Source organism: Leptospirales bacterium (genome assembly GCA_019694655.1).
Classification (GTDB): domain Bacteria; phylum Spirochaetota; class Leptospiria; order Leptospirales; family Leptonemataceae; genus SSF53.
Genome location: JAIBBN010000003.1, coordinates 235298 through 252465 on the forward strand (window position 1 = coordinate 235298; position 17168 = coordinate 252465).

Annotated in this window: 15 protein-coding genes; 9 read left to right on the forward strand and 6 right to left on the reverse strand. The window is 60.8% G+C overall.

What is annotated here, in order from left to right; all coding sequences use genetic code 11:
- Positions 1-14 precede the first annotated feature (14 nt).
- Complete coding sequence (locus K1X75_06875; GenBank protein ID MBX7057774.1) at positions 15-1694, reverse strand: LamG domain-containing protein; 1680 nt, start codon at positions 1692-1694, stop codon at positions 15-17.
- A 15-nt stretch (positions 1695-1709) separates the two neighbouring features.
- A complete protein-coding gene (locus K1X75_06880; protein MBX7057775.1) occupies positions 1710-2405 on the reverse strand; it encodes a hypothetical protein in 696 nt (231 codons plus the stop codon).
- Positions 2406-2576: 171 nt separating this feature from the next.
- On the opposite strand from K1X75_06880, the gene K1X75_06885 reads away from it, so the two are divergent.
- Positions 2577-4319: a TolC family protein gene (locus K1X75_06885; protein MBX7057776.1), complete on the forward strand. Its 1743-nt coding sequence runs from the start codon at positions 2577-2579 to the stop codon at positions 4317-4319.
- Here K1X75_06885 and K1X75_06890 read toward each other — a convergent pair.
- Complete coding sequence (locus K1X75_06890; protein ID MBX7057777.1) at positions 4283-5200, reverse strand: glycosyltransferase family 2 protein; 918 nt, start codon at positions 5198-5200, stop codon at positions 4283-4285. The two genes, K1X75_06885 and K1X75_06890, sit on opposite strands and share 37 nt — an antisense overlap.
- Before the next feature lie 56 nt (positions 5201-5256).
- Here K1X75_06890 and K1X75_06895 point away from each other — a divergent pair, with 56 nt between their 5' ends.
- From K1X75_06895 to lpxB, 3 genes are all read left to right on the forward strand, one after another.
- Entirely contained in the window at positions 5257-5580 is a 324-nt protein-coding gene (locus tag K1X75_06895; protein ID MBX7057778.1) for a zinc ribbon domain-containing protein, read from the forward strand.
- Positions 5581-5588: 8 nt separating this feature from the next.
- A complete protein-coding gene (gene lpxI / locus K1X75_06900) occupies positions 5589-6473 on the forward strand; it encodes a UDP-2,3-diacylglucosamine diphosphatase LpxI (GenBank protein ID MBX7057779.1) in 885 nt (294 codons plus the stop codon).
- 83 nt (positions 6474-6556) lie between these two features.
- Positions 6557-7684, forward strand: a complete 1128-nt coding sequence (lpxB, locus tag K1X75_06905; GenBank protein MBX7057780.1) for a lipid-A-disaccharide synthase — start codon at positions 6557-6559, stop codon at positions 7682-7684.
- A gap of 36 nt (positions 7685-7720) precedes the next feature.
- Here lpxB and K1X75_06910 read toward each other — a convergent pair whose 3' ends face one another.
- The 3 genes from K1X75_06910 to K1X75_06920 are packed head-to-tail and all read right to left on the reverse strand — an operon-like array spanning position 7721 to position 10968.
- Positions 7721-8242 (reverse strand): hypothetical protein, encoded by a 522-nt coding sequence (locus K1X75_06910; GenBank protein ID MBX7057781.1) that lies wholly within the window; start codon positions 8240-8242, stop codon positions 7721-7723.
- On the reverse strand, positions 8202-9794 hold the full coding sequence (locus K1X75_06915; GenBank protein ID MBX7057782.1) for a bifunctional ADP-dependent NAD(P)H-hydrate dehydratase/NAD(P)H-hydrate epimerase: 1593 nt from the start codon (positions 9792-9794) through the stop codon (positions 8202-8204). The genes K1X75_06910 and K1X75_06915 overlap by 41 nt, the downstream gene beginning before the upstream one ends.
- Positions 9781-10968 (reverse strand): hypothetical protein, encoded by a 1188-nt coding sequence (locus K1X75_06920; GenBank protein MBX7057783.1) that lies wholly within the window; start codon positions 10966-10968, stop codon positions 9781-9783. Before K1X75_06920 ends, K1X75_06915 begins: the two co-directional genes overlap by 14 nt.
- A 215-nt stretch (positions 10969-11183) precedes the next feature.
- Between K1X75_06920 and K1X75_06925 the strand changes: the two genes are divergently transcribed.
- The 5 genes from K1X75_06925 (at position 11184) to truB (ending at position 17118) form a co-directional block, all read left to right on the forward strand.
- Positions 11184-11738 (forward strand): hypothetical protein, encoded by a 555-nt coding sequence (locus tag K1X75_06925; protein MBX7057784.1) that lies wholly within the window; start codon positions 11184-11186, stop codon positions 11736-11738.
- A 43-nt stretch (positions 11739-11781) separates the two neighbouring features.
- Positions 11782-13146 carry a transcription termination factor NusA gene (nusA, locus tag K1X75_06930; GenBank protein MBX7057785.1) on the forward strand — a complete coding sequence of 455 codons (1365 nt, stop codon included), beginning with the start codon at positions 11782-11784 and terminating at the stop codon, positions 13144-13146.
- A 122-nt stretch (positions 13147-13268) separates the two neighbouring features.
- Complete coding sequence (gene infB / locus K1X75_06935) at positions 13269-15815, forward strand: translation initiation factor IF-2 (protein ID MBX7057786.1); 2547 nt, start codon at positions 13269-13271, stop codon at positions 15813-15815.
- A gap of 54 nt (positions 15816-15869) precedes the next feature.
- Complete coding sequence (rbfA, locus tag K1X75_06940; GenBank protein MBX7057787.1) at positions 15870-16202, forward strand: 30S ribosome-binding factor RbfA; 333 nt, start codon at positions 15870-15872, stop codon at positions 16200-16202.
- Positions 16183-17118: a tRNA pseudouridine(55) synthase TruB gene (gene truB, locus K1X75_06945; GenBank protein ID MBX7057788.1), complete on the forward strand. Its 936-nt coding sequence runs from the start codon at positions 16183-16185 to the stop codon at positions 17116-17118. Before rbfA ends, truB begins: the two co-directional genes overlap by 20 nt.
- Positions 17119-17168 lie beyond the last annotated feature (50 nt).

The following is a 17168-nucleotide window of genomic DNA, read 5'->3' on the forward strand; positions in this document are numbered from 1 at the left end:
GGCATCCCGGAAAATCAGAGAATGTCGCCCGGAGCGCGCAGCACAACCACAACTTCATTTGAGAGCTGTGATTCTACGCCTCGGTCATCTACGGCGCTGATCGCAAAGTAGTAGCTGCGATCGGCGGCCAGGAAGGGCGGTCGCGGAAAGGCGGGGTTGCGGGGCGTATTGTAGGCAATCAAATCATTGTCGATGATCAGCCGCATCTTATTGGCCAGGCGCGTTCGAATCAGCGCGGGCCTGCGGATTTGTTCGTCCCGTTCGGACGCCGTCAAGCTCAGAAGGGCCTGTGGACTGCGGATCGCTGCCGGTCCGCCGTCGGCAGGTTGTCGGTCAATGTGCCCGCTGTAGTCGCCGGAGCGGTAGCCGTAGTAGATCCGGTAGCCGCCGCGTTGTACAGCTTCGCTGGCGCTGGCCTCCCATTGCAAGCAGACGCGCAACGGACCGGAGAGCTCAGGCAACAGCTGCACCTGCAGCGGCGGCAGCGGAGCGCGACGCGGACTGTAATCCAGGGCGACGGACTCCAGTACCGGCGATTCGCTTCCCGAGGGATTGGCGCGCAGCTTCGCCTTCCACTGAAGGTAGCGAAAATTCTGCAGCTCCGCCTGCGATCGACTGAGCCGCCGCCAGGGCAGCTGTCGTTCCGGAGTGTCGGCGGCAAAGCGTTCCATTGAAGTGCGCACAAAATAGGCAATGGCGCCGCCCGTTGGCTCGCGGGATCGAAAACTTAGCAGGGCGCTGGCGGCGGGGATGTGGTCGGCGGAACTGAGCACATCCGAAATGACTTCGCCGCTTTGCTGCGCGTAAGTTCCGTCGCCCTCATCGATCTCTGCGGCGGGAAAGATCGAAGCTTGTATTTCACCTTCCGCCAGAAAACGATCCACCAATCGAAATTCATCTATTAACCCGGCGTAGCTGTCGCCGAGAACAATCGAAGAGCGATCCTCGGGGTGGAAACTCATTGGCATCACGCCCTGTGCGCCGGCGGCGACAAAGCGATCCTCCTCTCGCCCATTCAGGTAGAGCACAAGTTCGCCGCTGGCTGCGCGGTAAGCGAGGGCAATGTGACTCCACTGGCGCAGCGGCAAGGAATGATCCGAATTCAGCCGTGCGCTGTAGCGCGCGCCGCCCGGTCCCTCGAAGAGGCGGATCAAGTCGATTTGCAGGCGTCCCTCCAGGAAGCTGATTTCCAGTCCGCGCCTCTGGCCGTCCAGCAGCGTCGCCTTTCTCAATACAATATCGCTTCGTCCAAAGTAGACAGGCTTGAGCCACATCTCCATGCTGAAATCGTTGACCACGCCTGCGCCTGGCCACAATTCCTCCGGCGAACGGATGGCGATGCGATTTTCACGTCGATTGAAGAGCGCCGCCAATCTGCCAGCGCGCGAGTCGGCCGTATCGATATAGCTCGATTGCTCGACTCGATAGTTGCTGGCCTGGTCGCGTAGCAGCGGAGCAGGTCCTTGTTCAAAGTCTAAATAGAGCATGGTATCCGGATCGCCCTGGCGTTGCAAACGACTCAGTCGCAAATCCACCGAACCGTCGCGCGCCTGAATTCGTTCCACGCCGTGGAGAATCAGACGGCCAAAATCGCGATTCCCTCCGCCGCCCTGCTCAATGTTCAAAGGACTCAGTGCGGTTGCTGACAGGAATAGGATGATCGAGACGAGGAGCAATGGCCAGCGGAAGCCCATAGCTCTACTATCGGCCTATTGCGGGTCGTGCATTGCAAGGATCAGCCGGGCGCGCTCCAGAGGGGCCAGCTCGTCAAATAGCCGCAGCCGCGCCTGGGCCAGAGGTCTGGACAAAGCGGGGCCAGGCTCCGGTTTCCCTGATGGACAATTGTCACCTTCCCGGCTGAGGCCCTGGATCCATTCTGACCAGGCGCCGATCCAGGTTTCCTGCCGCTCGCGCTCCAGCTCGATGACAAGCCGCTGGCGGGAAAGGCACCGCTCCAGTCGGCTCGCTGGCCAGGCCCCCTGTGCCGCAGCCTGGCGCAAGGCGTCTTCAAGCTGGCGATGGTAGTGCTGCTGCATTGCAAGCCAGGCCGACAGCTGAGATCGCTGGCGCTGCTGCAGTTGGGCGGCCGCTGTGGCGCGATTCCCAGGGCTCAGGGCGCAAAGTTCAGCGCCAAGCCGGGAGCTGCGACTTTCCAGATCGGCGTGCAAACGCCGGTCGCGCGCCGCCGCCAGCTCCTCTACCAGATCGCTATCCAGTGCCGGCGCAGAGTAGGCGGCAACGAACTCGCCATGCCTGTCGTCGGCTGGCAGCAGAAAAAACCACGGCGTTTCTTCTATTGTAGATATTTGCAGCTCGATGCCTGGCGGCGCACTCCAGCAGCCAGCCAGCAGCCAGGCGACCGGGCCGATCCAGAGTACAGGGTTTACAAAACGCCGGCGCGGCATCCAGCCATAGCAGCGCTTCGGCGCAAGGAGGGCAATCCACCTTCGCCAGCGGATCAGACTCTCCTTGCCCGGGCGGCTGCGTCCGGCCAGCCTGGCGAAAATTAGTCCGCTGACCAATCTTGCAGTCAAAGAGCTGGCCTTCGGCGCCGGCGTCAGGGCAATGGTGAAACCATGAGGCGTGCCACTTTCCTTTTCAGTCTGTCGCTGCTGGCCCCTTCCGTCCTTACGGGCCAGGCTACGGCCGAGAATCAGAGCTTTCCCGAAAGCGAATCCGCAGCCGGCGCGGCCGGGGAAAATGCGCCAGCGCCCTTATCGACCTCCGCGGATCAGCCTGCCAGCCCCGCGGTCGCCAGCGATTCAGGGCCGCGGCCACAATACGCTCCGTTTCCCCTGGATGAAAACGGAAGGCCGCGCCCTTTGAGCTTACAGGATACGATTCGACTGGTGCTGGATAACAACAATGTCCTGCGTATTCGTCAGCTGGAAATCCTCAAGAGCGACACCGATCTCTTGAAGGATGACGCGCGCTATGCGCCGGTCCTGGAGGCTGGATACCAATCACAGGATACGATCAACCGGCGCACTCCAGGCTATTTGAGCACGGGAAGCGAATTTTCCACGGACATCGTCTATGCGCGATTGAAGACGCTGTTTGTGACGGGGACCTACTTTGAACTGGGGGCTTCCGATACGCGCTTTGAATCAAACCGCAACAGCGGAACAGTTCTCGATCAAATAACCGGCGGCGGCGGCGATCCGCTACGTCCCTCGCGTCCGCTGCACACCGGCGCCTTGACTTTTGTTCTGCAGCAGGAATTGCTGCGCAATTCATTTGGCTATGCTCAGCGTCGATTGAACGACATCTACCGCAATCGGGCGCAGATTGATCGCGAGACTCTGCAATATGATCTCACCCGACTTGTAGTCCAGACTCTGGTCAACTACTGGTCCTTGAGTATTGCCGAGGAGAACTTGCGCACTGCCGACGAACTCTTGCGCAATACGCGAAACATCCGAACGATTACGGCGCAAAAGCGCAATATTGGCCTGGCCGAAGCCTTCGAAGTCAATCAATGGAATGCACTGGTTGCCGGCGCCGAATTGCGACTGGATCAGGCGCGCCTGGAACGCAACAACAAGCGTCGCGAGTTGCTGCGCAACTTAAACCTGGATCCGGAACTCGAACTGAGCGGCGCAACGCAGTTGCCCAGCAACCCGCCGCAAGAAATGAGCGTCGACGCCGACCTGCTGCAGGCTTACAACACGCGCCCGGATTTCCGATCGATTCGGCTGCAAATGGAGAATGCCCGTCGCGCCGCCGAAATCGCCGACAACCAGCTCTTGCCTTCGGTCTCAGTAGGCGGCAGCTACAGCAGTCGCGACTACGGACGACACGCGCAGACCTCCTGGAATGAGGTCTCCAATGGTCGTTATCCAGACTACAGCGTGCAATTCAAGGTGGAATATCCGCTCTGGAACGAAAGCGCCGAAGTTGATGTTCGCAACGCTCATATCAGTCTGCGACAACTATCCTTGCAGGAGGAAGAACTGCGCCGGCAAATTCATGATGAAGTGCTGCAGGGGCAAGAGGCAATTCGAACCGCATACAGCGGACTGCAAAAGGCGCGCCTGGCGGTGGAGGAAACCAACCGATTCTACCAGGGACTTGTCGCTCGCTATCGTCAGGGTCGCTTCACCGCTGTTGCTGTCAAAGAAGCGCTCGATGCTCTGGTGCAGGCGAGGCAGGGCGGCACAGAAGCCTTAATCAACTACAATATCAGTCTCTTGCGCTACGAATTGACTCGCAATACCGTTTTTCATACCTACGAAATTGATATTGACGAGACGCTCAATCGCGCATTGATCGAAGCGTCCAGCTATGAGGCGCCGGCTGCGGCGCCGGAATCGCCCTGATCTGCTGGCAAGGCAAAGCGCAGCGTCGCGGCTTGTGCCAATCGTCTGGCGCGACTGCTTCCGCCGCGCCGGGTAGCGCCGTTCGCATAGATTCGCCACTTTGCCCAGAACTGGCGCAGGGCCTCGGCGCGATCGCCTTCGCTGAGTTCGTTGGCGCAAAGCAGCTTGTAGAGGGCGCGCGCGCGCCAGTAGTCCAGGTCGACGCTCTGCGAAAGTTGCGGCCAACCGCCGCTGCGCTTGATTGTCAAAGGCGCCCGAACAAGTCCAATGGGACTGCGCTGCAGCAGCCGCAGCCAGAGTTCAAAATCCTCGCATACTCGAAAACGATCGTCAAATCCGCCCAGCTCAAGGAAGAGCTGCCGTTCGATCAATAGCGAGGAACAGGAGATAAGGCAGGTCGCCATTGATTCGCGCAAAAACATTCCGCTGCGCGGTTGCAGGCGGGCAGGCTGATTCAGCTGACGGCCATTCTTGATCCATAGTTCCGCCGTGTGACAGGCCCTTAAGTGCGGTCGGCGTTGCAGGTAGTGAAGCTGGCGCGCCAGACGTTCCGGCTGCCAGAGATCGTCGGAATCCAGGAAAGCCAGCCAGCGACAGTTGGCCAGCCGCACGCCGGCGTTGCGCGCCGCCGCTGGCCCGCGACGCGCTTCGAAATGCAATTGCCACTTCAGGTCTGGATATTCTTCGGCAATGCGTCCGGCGGCGCCAAGGTCGCGGCGCCACTCCGGGTCCGGCGCATTGGCGATAACGATGATTTCCTGTGGCGGTCTTGTTTGCTGAAGCACGGAGTGCAACGCTTCGACCAGCAGCTGCGGTCGCCCGGCCACGGGCAGTATGGCGGCGACGCTCTGATCGTTTTGGGCTGGACCCTGGCCTGGCATTTTTGCTACCTGGTAACAGACGCTTCCGGCGCGCCGGAACAGTAGAGTGAGCCATCATGCCAACCTACAGCTACCGTTGCAAACATTGCGGTCACCAGTACGAAGCCTTCCAAAGTATGAGCGAGGCGGCGCACAGCGACTGTCCGGAGTGTAAGGGACAGGTAGAGCGATTGATCGGCGGCGGCGCCGGCATTGTATTCAAAGGCAGCGGCTTCTATGTGACCGATTATCGTAAGTCCTCGTCAAATTCCGGCGGCGGCAAGGGCGAGTCTTCTGCCGGCGCAGCAACGCCTGCCTCTGGCGCAGCATCCCCTTCGCCATCAACAGGCGCCTCCAGCTCCAATTCCAGTAGCAGCTCATCGAGCGGCGCCGCCAGCTGAGTCATTCGATGCTGCCAAAGGAAGGCGGTGCAGGCCGCCTGGGCATTCTGGCCGGTCGCGGAGAGTTGCCCTGGATTGCGGGTCGCGCCGCTATTCGCGCCGGCGAGAATCCATGCTTTTTCCTTTTTACGGACGAGCCGCCGCCGGCGGATCTACAGGATCGCTGCGAGCTGGTGGTACTCACTCGCTTTTATAGTTCATTTCTGCGCGCAGCGCAAAAACAGAGAATTTCCAGGCTGTTGCTTCTGGGCAAGGCGACGCGCGATTTGCTCTACAATCGGCCGCGCTTCGATTTGCGGACGCTTTTCCTGATTGCACGTCTGGCCAGCCAGAGCGACTACTCTCTCTTCGAGCGTCTGGCCCAGGTTGTCGAGCAGCGGGGCATTCGGATCATCGATCAGGCTACGTACTTGAAGGAGCTGCAACTAACGCCGGGACGCTATGGCCGCAAGCTGAGCGCCGCGCAGTTGGCGGACGTGCTCTTTGGTCTGGGCCATGCGGCGGAAATCAACCGTCTGGATATCGGGCAGACGGTTGTTGTAGGCAATCGCGCCGTGCTATCTGTAGAGGCCGCAGAAGGGACCGATCAGTGCATCCGCCGCGGCGGGTCGCTCTTTCGCGGTCGCGGAGCGGTGGTCTGCAAACTGGCCAAGAGCGACCACGATGGACGCTTCGATATCCCTGTGACCGGACTTTCTACCCTGGAGAGTATGATCGAGTCGAAATGTCGCGTGCTGGTCTTTGAGTACGATCGCACCTTTGTTGTTCAACCCGCTGAATTCTTGCAGCGTGCGGCGGCGGCCGGCATCACCGTTCTTGCTGTTGATCGCAGCCAGCTCTCCGCGCCCTACCTGAAAAAACTAAATGGTCGGGCTGCGCCGCCAATACGATGAAACTGGCTTCGATTTTTTCTCGCCGCGCGTCCTCCGTCGAAAGAGCGCGCAATCCTGCCCCGCCCGACCCGCGGCAGCCGGTATTGATTGTTGCCGGCGAACATTCCGGCGATCTCCTTGGGGCGGACCTCATCGCCGAGCTCAAGCTGCGCGGCTTCGGCGCCTTCTTTGGCACGGGCGGCGATGAAATGCAGCGTCAGGGAGCGGAGCTGATCACTCATGTCCGCGAAATGAACGTAGTTGGCTTTGTCGAAGCGCTGCGGGCATATCGCCGGCTGAAGCTGCTGGCGCAGCGCTTGCGTCGCGAGGCGCAAGCGCGCAAGGCCGGCATGGCCATCCTGATCGACTATCCTGGCTTCAATTTACGCCTGGCTGACATGCTGCGTTCCGATCGACTATTTGTAGTCTGCCTGGTGAGTCCGCAGTTGTGGGCCTGGAATTATGGGCGTATTGCCGCCATCCGGCGTTCCGTGGATTTGATGTTGCCGCTTTTCCCGTTTGAGGAGCAGATCTACCGCGAGGAGGGAGTGCCGGCGGCGGCCATCGGTCATCCGCTGGTGCAACGTATTCCCCGGCGCCTGCGGCGGGAGCCCCCGCTGGCGTTACAAAGCGCTCGGCGTCCGGTGATTGCGCTCTTGCCCGGCAGCCGTCGTTCCGAAGTATCGCGCCTTGTCATACCAATGCTGGACGCGGCGCGTATCCTGAAGCGCGCCTACCCTCGGCTGCGATTGCTACTGGCCGGCGTCGAGCAGCGACTGGATCCGCTGTTGCGTTCCGCCCTTCAGCGCTATCCGGATCTGGAGGTGGACTACAGCATAGGCCAATCGCTGCGCATTTTAGAGAGCTGCGACGCGACCATCATCGCATCCGGCACGGCCACGCTGGAAGCCGCCTATCTGGGCAAGCCGATGGTCTTGCTGTATCGCGTTGGCTGGCTCAACCTGTTTCTGATATCTGCCGTAATTCGAACGCGCTTTATCGGCATTGTCAATATTCTGGCCAGACGGCCGACAGTTCTGGAATTGTTGCAGACCGAGGCGACCGGCGAAAATGCAGCGCGCGAGATCTGTCGCATTCTGGAAGATCGAAGTTACCGGGAAGCGATGCTACAGGAGCTGGCCTACGTGCGCAAGCAGATGGGTCGTGGCAATCCTGCCGCGCATGCCAGCGATTTGATTCTGGATCGGATTCGCCAATTGACCGGTCGCTGATCGGCGCCGGCTAAGCGCAGCGGATGCCTGGTTCGGTTACGGTGCGCTGAGTTCCCAGCTTTGCGTCGCGGATTTCAACTGCAAAACAACCTGCGGCTGAAAGGCGTGCACATCGACAGCCTGGATCTCCAATCGATAAAGACTGGTTTCGCCGGGCGCAATGTTTCGCGCCCGCGCCTGTTCCTGTACAGTATAGACCTGACCGCTGTTGGCCTGCATCCGCGCAATGATCTGTAAATCCTCGCCTCCAGCCGGGAAGTTCAGGGGCTTTGCGCCACGATTGTGAATGCTGAGAAAAACGGAGGCCTGACCTTTGCTGGCCTCCTGCAGATTCACGCTGGCGCGCATTTCCAGATCGCCGTTCATCAGCGGCTGGCTTGATTCTACTCGAGTCTTCTGCAGTGCGCCGCTCTGCTGGACAAAGAGCATTACCAGTACGACTATAGCCAGGTCGGCCACGATGATCCAGAGGATACGGTTACGCAGTTTGCTGCGTTCGCGAGCGCGCTCCTCACGATCATTGCTCAGGTCTTTTGGACTGCGGTAGTAGTACTTCATGAGCCCTGTCCTCGCTGAGAATCGATTTGATTGCGGCCGGAAACTCGCTGGCTGAGGGGTTGGGGCCGGCATGCCTTGCCGCCGCCGAAAGCAAGCTCAGGCTGGCCAGCATAGACTGCAAAGCGCTGCTGCTGGAGGTCTTGCATAGCGCAGCAAGCAGAATGCCAGCGAGGGCATCGCCGCTGCCGGCGGTTGCCAGATCGCCCTGCGGCCCTCCCACCAGGTGAATATCGCCGTCGGGAGAGAACAAGATGCTCTGCGGCCCCTTCAGCAAACACCAGCACCGCAGTCGGTCGCGGTGCCAGCTCTGCGCCCGAAGCAGAGCGTTCACACAATCCACTGGCGCGCCGCCCAGGCCTTGCCATTCTCCGCCGTGCGGCGTGAGCAGTGTGCGCCGCCGAAGCTGCTCCGGGAAGTCCCCGTCCAGAGCTAGCGCCGTCGCCGAGGCGTCCAGGATGAGCCAGGCCTCCGACGCTGTGGCAGCTACTGCCAGTTGGAGGAGGAGCATGCGCTGGGTCTTTAGCATTTCGCTTTGCAGACCGGGACCGATGGCAAGTGCTGCGGGCTTTCGCCCTCCGGCCTGATTGAGCTCCTGCCAGAGCACGGACGGTTCGCTGCTCATGGCCAACGCCACGCTACCCTCGGCCGGCAACCAGCCGTTGAGAATTCCGCCGCCGGCGGCAAAAAAGCTCCGCGCGGCAAGCACTGCCGCACCCTCCATGCCGCTTGAACCGCCAATCAGCCAGGCATGTCCGGCGCGGTACTTGTGGTCCAGATCAGAGCGGCGAAAGAAGTTGTGCGCGGGCAAGTTGTGGCTGCTCCACCAGGCGCTTGGCTTGAGGCCAGCGCTGAAGCCAAGCGCGGCAAGTTCCAGGCTGCAGCTGGACCGCAGCTGCGGATGCAACAGTGCAGCCAATTTCCAGGCCCCAGTGCAGAGGACACGATCGGGGAGGGGTGCGTCGGCCGGTGCGGCGCCAAAGCTGCTGGGCTGTTCCTCGAAAAGTCCGGCCGGTACATCGATGCTGATCAGGCGCGGCCTCTGCACCGTGCGCTGACGCGCCCGCTGTACCGACAGCAGGATTGCCGAAAGATCTGGACGCAGCGGCGGCCGCTGACCGGCGCCCAGCAACGCTTCAACAATCAAGTCAGTCTCTTGCCATTCAATTGCATTGAGCTGTTCAACAGCGATCGGCAGCACTGCCACAGATGTCTGGCGTTCTACCAGCCGCATCGCCAGCGCCTGGTAGTAGCGCGAAGCGTCGCTGCGTGGGATGCCGTGCGCCAGCAGCAGGATCTTTTCTGGCGCCTTCCCGCCCAGCTGGCGCCAGGACAGAAGGTGGTAGAGCAGGGCATAGCCGTCTCCGCCATTGTTGCCGCCGCCGCAAAGCAGCAGTAATCTGCGGCAAGATTCCAGCTCCGATTGCAGCGCCAGAAAGCAGGAAAGCGCCGCCTGACCCATCAGCTGCTGTTCGTTCAGTCCCTCTTGCTGACTGGCGCGATCCAGCTGCAGTGCGCTTTGATAGTCGAACAGCGGCTGCTCATTTCCATTCATAGAGCTCGAAGCGACCGAGATACAGCCGCGAGGTCAGGATGCGTCCCTGCATTGTCAGGTAAGTGTCGCGCCAGCTGGCGCGCATTCCCGGGAAAACGATCTGCTGGTTGTTCAGGTACTCGCCGTCTGGACTGAATACCTTGAACAAAGCGCCGGCGCCATCTTCGTCTGACTTAATCAGATAGAAGCCGCCGTCCGGTCTGCTCCAGCCGAAAAAATCCTGGGCGTCGTCGCTGCGCAGCAATTCCAGGGGCTGACCTTCGTATCCGTTGCGCCGATAGATGATGCGTTCCACCAGCTCGAAATCGCCGCGGCGTCGCATGGCTGCACAGTAAATGGCAAATTCAGCTCGCGGTCCGGGGGCGATATCCTCGATCTCGACCAGGTAGCGCGTTCGTTCTTCGTCGGTGGCCGCCGGAAATCCAGCATAGCGCCCAACCAGCGCGCCATCTCGAAATACGCTCAGTGTCAACTGAGCCGCGTTGCGGTGCAGAACGTAAAGCAGGCCCTCTTCGTCCGCTGTCAGCCGTTCGATTTGCTCGAAGCTGGCGCTGTTGTAGCCATCCACGCCAAGAGCGCCCAGCAATTTGCCGTCCTCGTCAAGATGCAGAATCTGCGAAGGGCGAATGCGGATATCCGATACTTGCCCCGAATTACGGTCTTCGGCAGGCGTGGGCGCCGCTGGCAGCGGGGCCGGCGCTGGGCCCGCGGGCTGTCCAGCTCGCGGCGGCGCACTGTCCTGAAAGCTCTGGATATAGACGTGTTCGCCCTCCTCATCGGCAGCGATCAGTCCCGGCACTCCTAACTTGACGCGGTTGAGTCGAATGTCCTCCGCGCCCGGAGGCAGAGCCTCGGCGATGATTCGCTGCGCTTGATCGCTGCCCTTGCCGAAAACGCGCACCAGGCGACGGGCCGGATCGGCCACATAGAGCAGCGCGCCGCCAGTCGCCGGGGCCAGCGGGAAATTGTAATACACGCGACCGTTGGCTTCCGCCTGGATCATCTGCTCTGGATTGGGCGCGTCGGGAAGGCGTACTGCCAGCGAAAAAAGCGTGGCGGGGCTCAGCTCCTCAATACGAAAGCGCGCGCAAGCGCTGATTTGTCCGGTCAGCGTTGCCAGGCAAAGAATTGCCGCTGCGCGGAATGGCAATTTGTGCAACAGAATGGCTGGCATAGGCTGGATCGCAGAGCAGTCTGGCGAGCATCGCTGAAGAGTCAAGCCGGCGCCAACCTCCGCCGCGGGAGGCGCTCGCTTGCTGTGCTGCGAATGAAAGGCAGTTGACAGTTTGACGGTGTCGGGCATTTGTGGCTCTGTGAAGGAGTGGGAATTTCCCTCTCCTTTTTTTATGCCGGTAGGACGCGTAGCGCGCTGCTGGCGGCGAGCCCGGAATGGAGTTTTTGGACCTGCTGCGCGATGTTGCGCCGGAAGGCCTGGACGTTTACTCCGGGAGGCTGCAAAACCTGGCGGACGGGTTCCACATTGAAGTGGAGCTCGATGGGCTGAAGGACCCGCGAGGCGCTGTCAGCCTCCAGGATTGTGAGCGTTACAGCCATCGGCTGATTGAGCGCGTGGATCTGGAACTGTCGATGGACAGTCGTTGGCGCAGCGCGCTTCCACCCGGACTTTCCACAGAGAATTATAGCGTCGAGGTATCCTCGGCGGGAGCGGAGCGTGAGCTTCGGTTGCCGCAGGAGCTTGATCGCTTTCGTGCGACGCCGCTGTTCATTCGCTTTCAGGCGGAGGGAACGACGCACGATGCGATCGTGCACTATCTGGGTCGCGGTCAGGTTGAGGGTCAGGAGCGCTTGCTCTTTGAACGCTTCGAGCCTCGATCCCGTCGCGCCCGACGGCAAAAGGGGCGGGGTACGCGACGCGCGACGGTCAAGGAGCTGACGCTTGAGCCGGCTCAGTTGAGTTACGCGCGTCTCTACCTGGATTTCTGAAGCAGATCCTCGGGACATGCTTCCGGGGGCGAGGGCGGACATTATGGCGAAGACAACCAAAAAGGCGAGCGGCGGCCCGGATCTGCAGGCCTTCTTCAATTTCATTAATGATATCAGCGAGCAGAAAGGACTCAGTCGAGACGAAGTTACGGAAGTGGTGCGCAGCAGCCTGATCACCGCCTACCAGCGGAAGTACGGACAGGAGGCGGATCTCGAAGCAATTCTGGACCGTGAGAACCTGATCATTCTTGTTATCTACCGTCGTCACGTTGTGGAGCATGTGATGAACCCGCACCGCGAAATATCCGTAGAGGATGCGCGTCCGGAGAAGGCCGACGCCCGGCCAGGCGACATACTGGAAAGTCGTGAGAACCCCTTCGAATTCTCGCGCATTGGCGCTACCAATGTTCGTCAAATTTTGTTACAGCGCCTCAAGGAACTGGAACGTGAGATCATTTACAATGAATTCAAAAAGAAAGAAGGGGAGCTGATCAACGGCTACTTTCTGCGCTGGCGCGATCGCGATGTCATGTATGTCGACCTCGGGCGCGCCGAGGGCGTGATGCCGCGCCGCGAACAAATTCCGAACGAACGCTTTCGTCCCGGCGATCGCGTCAAGGCCCTGGTGCGGCTGGTGGAACTGAAGCGCGAGAAGTCGCGCGAACCTGGTCCCTTTATCACTCTCTCGCGTGCGGCGCCGGATTTTGTGCGTCGCCTGTTCGAAATGGAAATCCCGGAGATCTATGACGGCGTGGTAGAGATTCTCTCGATCGCGCGCCAGCCTGGCTATCGGTCGAAGGTCATGGTGCGTTCCAACCGTCAGGATGTGGATCCAGTCGGCGCCTGCGTCGGCATCAAAGGCGTACGCATTCAGTCGATTGTGCGCGAACTGGGCAATGAACGTATCGACATTGTTAACTTCTCCAACGATCCGGAAGAATTGATCGCCAATGCGCTCAGTCCGGCGCGCGTCAGCGAGGTGCGCGCCGATTCCCGAGCGCGCGAAGCGCTGGTGGTGACGCCAGACGATTCCTACAGCATGGCCATTGGCAACAATGGCGCCAATGTGCGACTGGCCTCGCAGCTGACGGAATACCGACTGACAGTGAAGTCCCAGACACAATTCAGCGAAGAAATGTCCTCGCCGGAGGCGCGCGCGCAACTGGAAGCGCTGTTTGCTCCTCGGCCCGCTGAGGAAGCCGCGGAAGAAGACTACACTCCGCTCAGCGAATTGCCTGGCTTGACCTCGCGCGTCATTGGTTTGCTGGAAGAGGCAGGAATCAAGAGCGTTGAGGATTTGTTGGAGACTGCGCCTGAACAGCTGGAAGCCTTGCCGGGCGTTGGTAAGACTACTGCCAGGCAGATCTTGCAAATCCTTTCGGAGTCTGTAGAGTTCGAGGAGAACTAACGCTCTTGCAAAAGCCAGGAACGATCAATGCTTTCCTGGCTTCCAAAATAATTGGACGCTTCCCCGGAATCTCCTTGTGAGCGTCAGAGCAGCGAAAAAGGTAGCTTGAGACCGTAGACGGAATGGCGGACGATAAACAAAAGAATCCCGGCAAGATCAAGGATCAGTTGGGCAGCGCTGGCGGCAGCCAGAAGAAGAAGCTGGTCATCAAGAAGAAAACCGGCGAGCAAGCGCACGATATTTCTGACACCTTCCGTCGTGAAGATGGCGGGCGTCAGCAAGCGCCCCGTCCCGAAAACGCTCCGCAATCCGGCGCGCGCGCGCCCGGCGCCGGCGGCGATCGCCCGGCGCCAGCGCCTCCGCGACCGATGCAGCGTCCCGGCGGCGCACCCGCCGAACGCCGACCGGACGGTCCCGCTCGATCTGGAGCGCCGCGTCCTTATTCTGAAAATCGAGGCGGTCCGCGCCCTTATTCTGACAATCGTGGCGGTCCGCGCCCTTATTCTGACAATCGCGGCGGTCCGCGTCCCGGCGGCGGTCCTGGTCAGGGCGGACCACGCGGGCCCGGCGGTCCGCGTCCCGGCGGCGGTCCCGGTCAGGGCGGACCACGCGGGCCCGGCGGACCTCGCCCTGGCGGTCCGCGGCTTGGCGGCGCTACCCCCTTTGATGCTGCAGTGCAGAGTGCGCGTCGTCAGCCCGGCGGACCCGGCGGACCCGGCGGTCCGGGGGGATATGGCGGGCAGCGACGTCCAGGCGCTCCGGGCGCCACCCAGGGCCAGGCAGGCGCGGGCGCAGGCGGGCAGAGACCGCCCGGCGTTGGCCGTACTGACCATCGCCGCGACGACAAAGATCGCGATCGTCAGCGCGAGAACGCCAAGTTTTTTCAGAAGCAAGAAAAGAAGAAGGCCTCTTCGGCCAGTTCAGTTCCGAAGCAAATCGAGATAATGGAGAGCATTCAGGTCGGCGACCTGGCGCGCAAGCTGAACCTCAAGCCCAGCGAGATCATCGGCAAGCTGATGAAGATGGGCGAGATGGTCACAATTACCAAGGCCATCGATGCCGACACTGCGACTCTGGTTGCAGCCGAATATGGCTGCGAGGTGAAGGTTGTCTCGCTTTACGAAGAGACGGTCATCAAAGAAGAGCTTGATGCGGAAGATCGCCAGGAGACGCGTCCGCCGGTGGTAACCGTGATGGGACATGTGGATCACGGTAAAACGCGCCTGCTTGATACCATTCGCAACACCAATGTCATCGACACGGAATCGGGTGCGATCACTCAGCACATTGGCGCCTACCAGGCGGTAACTCCCCAGGGCCGTATCACTTTTCTGGATACGCCGGGCCACGAGGCTTTTACTGCGATGCGCGCCAGGGGCGCAGCTGTCACCGATATCGTTGTCCTGGTTGTGGCCGCCGATGATGGCGTGAAACAGCAGACCATCGAAGCCATCAACCATGCTCGCGAAGCAAAGGTTCCGATCATCGTCGCCGTAAACAAAATCGATTTGCCGGCGGCGGATGTGGAGCGCGTCAAGAAGGAGCTGTCGCAATACGGACTGTCCTCTGAGGACTGGGGCGGGGACACGGTCTACTGTCCCATTTCAGCCAAACAAAATACTGGAATCGAGCACCTGCTGGAAATGATCCTGCTGCAGGCGGACATTCTCAAATTGAAAGCCAATCCGGCGCTGCGCGCTGTTGGGCGCGTGGTCGAAGCGCGCATTGACCCGGGCAAGGGTCCGGTGGCAACCGTGCTGGTTCAAAAGGGTACGCTGCGCGAAGGCGATCCCTATGTCGTGGGCGTTTTCTCCGGCCGTGTGCGGGCGATGTTTGACGACCGCGGCCGTCGCATCAAGGAAGCCGGGCCGGCTACGCCGGTGGAAATCGCTGGTATCGACGGCGTGCCTGATGCGGGCGATCCCTTCCAGGCGGTAGAAAACGAAAAATATGCGCGCGAGGTTGCCACCAAGCGACAGCATTACAAGCAAATCACCTCCGCCGCCGACCGGACGGCGCCGTCGCTCGATGGCCTGGCCGGCTGGGTGCAGGAACACAAGGAAATCAAGATCATCATCAAGGCCGACGTACAGGGCTCGGTGCAGGCAATCCGCGATGGCCTGATCAAGCTCTCCACCGACGATGTCAAGGTGCGCGTCGTTCACGGCGCTACTGGCGCAATCAGCGAGTCGGACGTGAATCTGGCCAGCGCCTCCGAAGCGCTGGTAGTTGGCTTCCACGTTCGCGCTACGCCGCGAGCCTCGGAACTGGCCGATCGCCAGCGCGTTCAGATCAAGTACTACAGCATCATCTACGATGTGATCGACGACATTCGTCTGGCGATGGAAGGCATGCTGGAGCCGGATACGGTGGAAGAGACCACCGGCACAGCCGAGGTGCGCGAGGTGTTCCGCATCAGCCGCGTTGGCAATGTTGCCGGCTGTATGCTCGTCTCCGGAAAAGTCCAGCGCTCCAATCAGGTGCGCGTCATTCGGGACAATACGGTCATCTACAGCGGCAAGCTGCGCTCGATACGGCGCCACAAGGACGAGGTGAACGAAGTGGCCGAAGGGTACGAGTGCGGCATCGCCCTTGAGAACTACAACGACCTTCAGGTTGGCGACCGGCTGGAGTGCTACGAGCTCAAGCAGGTTGCGCGCAAGCTCTGATCCGGCCAAAACGGGCCAGACTTCTCTTGGATGAAGCCAATACGGAAAGCACGGATGGAATCCGCCATCCTTCGCGAACTGGCCGGCCTGCTGTTGCGGCGCAAAGCAAAGGACGAACGCCTTGGCCTCGTTTCGCTGACCCGCGCTCACCTCGCCTCCGATCTCTCCACTTTGCGCGTCTCCGTTTCGCTCTTTGGCGAGCGGAAAGAAAACAATCTGACCTGGAAGGCGCTGCGCGCTCATTCGGTGTGGTTTCAAAGTGAACTGGCGCGCAACCTGCGCTTGCGCCTGACACCGACGCTTACCTTTGAAATCGATACCAGCATTGCCGAGGGCGACCGAATCTTGAATTTGATCGATGCGAAGCATGAAGAACAGGAGTCTTGAAGGCTTCTGTCTGGCGGACAAGCCGGCGGGCATGGGTTCGGCGACTCTGGTCGGCAAATTGCGGCGGGAACTGGGCGGGGCCAGCGTTGGCCATTGTGGCACACTGGACCGCTTTGCCAGCGGCCTGATGGCGCTGCTGGCGGGCCGGGCCACAAGCCTTGCAGATTTCCTCTTACATTCGCAGAAGGAGTATGTCGCTGATTTTCACTTCGGGCGCAGTACGACAACGCACGACCCGGAAGGGGAGACCATAGAAGAATGGTCCGCGGAGCGGACTGCCGAGCGACTGCGCTCGTTGCAGAATAACATCCAGACGTGGTTCGAGGCCCTCGCTACGCTGGAACAGCAGCGGCCGCCGCTCTATTCAGCGCTGAAGCTTGACGGTCGTCGTTATTCCGATCGCGCGCGCGGCGGAGAAAGCCTGTCGCCTCCGGCGCGGCCCGTCCGAATTTTCGAGGCGCAGATACTTTCGACGGATTGGAGCCGTGCATGTTTGCAAGCGCGCTTGCTGGTCAGCGGCGGCTGTTATATCCGCGCCATTGCCCGCGATCTCGGGGAAGACCTTCAGATTCCGCTGCACCTTGGGGTTTTACGGCGCACGCGTCTGGGCGTCCATAGTATCGAGAGTCCGGGCATCTGGCGTCCCGGAGAAAGTGCGCCAATGCTGCAATCAGCTGCTATCGCCGTGCCCGAGTGGCCGCGCTTTGTCGTTTCGGCTGCGGCCTGCCAGGAATTGCGGCATGGTCGGCGTCCCTCCTTGCCGGCAGCGGCGAAGACTCCGGGACACACTCTGCTGCTTGCCGCCGATGGGCGCGTGGTCGCCTGGATTGAGGGCGCCGGGCAGGACTACCGTCTGCGGCGGGTCTTTGCCGGCGCGGAGGCGCCGTCCCCGGAGGGGCTTGCTCTTCCGGGATGAAAAAGCGCTTGGCCCTCCCAGGCGCTGCGAAAACATGGAGATGACTCAAA

Excerpts from the sequence above, each read along its gene's own strand:
- K1X75_06875 (MBX7057774.1), bottom strand. The coding sequence starts at position 1,694 with ATGGGCTTCCGCTGGCCATTGCTCCTCGTCTCGATCATCCTATTCCTG.
- K1X75_06880 (MBX7057775.1), bottom strand. The coding sequence starts at position 2,405 with ATGCCGCGCCGGCGTTTTGTAAACCCTGTACTCTGGATCGGCCCGGTC.
- K1X75_06885 (MBX7057776.1), top strand. The coding sequence starts at position 2,577 with ATGAGGCGTGCCACTTTCCTTTTCAGTCTGTCGCTGCTGGCCCCTTCC.
- K1X75_06890 (MBX7057777.1), bottom strand. The coding sequence starts at position 5,200 with ATGCCAGGCCAGGGTCCAGCCCAAAACGATCAGAGCGTCGCCGCCATA.
- K1X75_06895 (MBX7057778.1), top strand. The coding sequence starts at position 5,257 with ATGCCAACCTACAGCTACCGTTGCAAACATTGCGGTCACCAGTACGAA.
- lpxI (MBX7057779.1), top strand. The coding sequence starts at position 5,589 with ATGCTGCCAAAGGAAGGCGGTGCAGGCCGCCTGGGCATTCTGGCCGGT.
- K1X75_06910 (MBX7057781.1), bottom strand. The coding sequence starts at position 8,242 with ATGAAGTACTACTACCGCAGTCCAAAAGACCTGAGCAATGATCGTGAG.
- K1X75_06915 (MBX7057782.1), bottom strand. The coding sequence starts at position 9,794 with ATGAATGGAAATGAGCAGCCGCTGTTCGACTATCAAAGCGCACTGCAG.
- K1X75_06920 (MBX7057783.1), bottom strand. The coding sequence starts at position 10,968 with ATGCCAGCCATTCTGTTGCACAAATTGCCATTCCGCGCAGCGGCAATT.
- K1X75_06925 (MBX7057784.1), top strand. The coding sequence starts at position 11,184 with ATGGAGTTTTTGGACCTGCTGCGCGATGTTGCGCCGGAAGGCCTGGAC.
- nusA (MBX7057785.1), top strand. The coding sequence starts at position 11,782 with ATGGCGAAGACAACCAAAAAGGCGAGCGGCGGCCCGGATCTGCAGGCC.
- infB (MBX7057786.1), top strand. The coding sequence starts at position 13,269 with ATGGCGGACGATAAACAAAAGAATCCCGGCAAGATCAAGGATCAGTTG.
- rbfA (MBX7057787.1), top strand. The coding sequence starts at position 15,870 with ATGGAATCCGCCATCCTTCGCGAACTGGCCGGCCTGCTGTTGCGGCGC.
- truB (MBX7057788.1), top strand. The coding sequence starts at position 16,183 with ATGAAGAACAGGAGTCTTGAAGGCTTCTGTCTGGCGGACAAGCCGGCG.